The sequence below is a fragment of the Loigolactobacillus rennini DSM 20253 genome (genome assembly GCF_001436505.1).
GTDB lineage: Bacteria > Bacillota > Bacilli > Lactobacillales > Lactobacillaceae > Loigolactobacillus > Loigolactobacillus rennini.
Genome location: NZ_AYYI01000008.1, coordinates 1 through 1,498 on the forward strand (window position 1 = coordinate 1; position 1,498 = coordinate 1,498).

Below are 1,498 nucleotides of genomic sequence, written 5' to 3' on the forward strand. Positions count from 1 at the left end.
TAAAGTGAACCCCTAACGTTGGACAACTAAATCCAACGTTAGGGGTTTTACTATGTCCAAATTTAATTTAGAGTTTCGAATAAAAATAGTGACCGAATATCTTTCAGGTAAGAGCTCCACTTCTTTAGCTAAAGAACACGGAATTAGCGATAATTCAGTTGTTCTTAATTGGGTTCATCGTTTTGATCGATATGGTATTGAAGGCTTAAGGCTTCGGTCCATGGACCAAGAATATTCTAGTCAGTTTAAAGTTGATGTATTAAACTGGAGAAAACGAAATCGAGCTTCGCTCCCAGTCACTGCTTTACACTTTAACTTATCGTCTCCTAGTACAATCTGGCAGTGGGAACGTCGTTTTAAAGAAGCAGGAATAGTGGGTCTCGAGCGAAGAAGAGGAAGTTCTAAAATCATGGCTAAGCATAAGAAGGCTCCAAAGAAGCGCGAAGCGCTAGCATTATCCAAACCTAATGACGAGTTGAAACAGTTAAGAAAAGAAAACCAGATGTTAAAAATTGAAAATGAATTCTTAAAAAAACTCGATGCCTTAGCACGGAAAAAATCAGCACAAAAGAACTCACGAGACTAGTTACGGAGTTAAGGCAGATCTTTCAAGTATCCATTAAACTAGTTCTCAAAGCAGTTAATATTCCTCATAGTACGTATTATTACGCTAAAACGCATAAGGGACGTGAAACTGATGATTCACAAATTATTCAAGCCATCGACGAAATTCGACAACATGATTCTAAATACACAAAGAAGTATGGCTATCGGCGAATGACGGATGAATTACGTACCAGATATGGCTTTAACATTAATCATAAGCGAGTCTTGCGGATTATGCGGGAGCAAAACTGGACATGTCATGCGTTCAATCGACAAAACCGTAAATATAACTCGTACAAAGGAACTGTTGGCGCCATCGCTCCCAATCGCCTTAATCGGCGATTTAAAACCGACCGTCCTTATCAGAAGCTAGTTACCGATATCAGTGAATTTCGATATGGTGGTATGGGGCAAAACGAACGGGTCTATTTAGAACCAGTTCTCGATCTGTTTAACGGAGAAATTTTAGCCTTTAATATTAGTGAGCACCCAACAGTAGACTTTGCCTTGAAACCCTTAAGAGATGCCTTAGAGGATTTACCGAAACGAAAATATCGAACGACGGTCCATACGGACCAAGGGTTCCAATATCAGCATCGTCACTGGAAAAATGTTTTAAAAGAACATCGTATTTTTCAAAGTATGTCGCGTAAAGCGACCTGCCTAGATAACGCCGCAATGGAGTCCTTCTTTCACATCATGAAAGTTGAAGTTATGGACGAGCACTTCGATACTAAAGAACAGCTTATCCAAGCTATGACAGAGTGGATTGAATTTTATAATTACCGCCGAATCAAAACAAAACTGGGCGGCAAATCCCCGGTAAAATACCGGGAACTTACCGCCCAGAAAGCAGCTTAATAAAGTTGTCCAATTTTAAGGGTTCACTTCA

At 39.7% G+C, this 1,498-nt stretch carries 2 protein-coding genes; both read left to right on the plus strand.

The window, feature by feature from the left end:
* The first annotated feature begins 52 nt into the window (after window positions 1-52).
* Window positions 53-586: a helix-turn-helix domain-containing protein gene (locus FC24_RS11725; RefSeq protein ID WP_057873114.1), complete on the plus strand. Its 534-nt coding sequence runs from the start codon at window positions 53-55 to the stop codon at window positions 584-586.
* Window positions 559-1,467: an IS3 family transposase gene (locus FC24_RS11730; RefSeq protein WP_083485594.1), complete on the plus strand. Its 909-nt coding sequence runs from the start codon at window positions 559-561 to the stop codon at window positions 1,465-1,467. The genes FC24_RS11725 and FC24_RS11730 overlap by 28 nt, the downstream gene beginning before the upstream one ends.
* The last annotated feature ends 31 nt before the right edge of the window (window positions 1,468-1,498 follow it).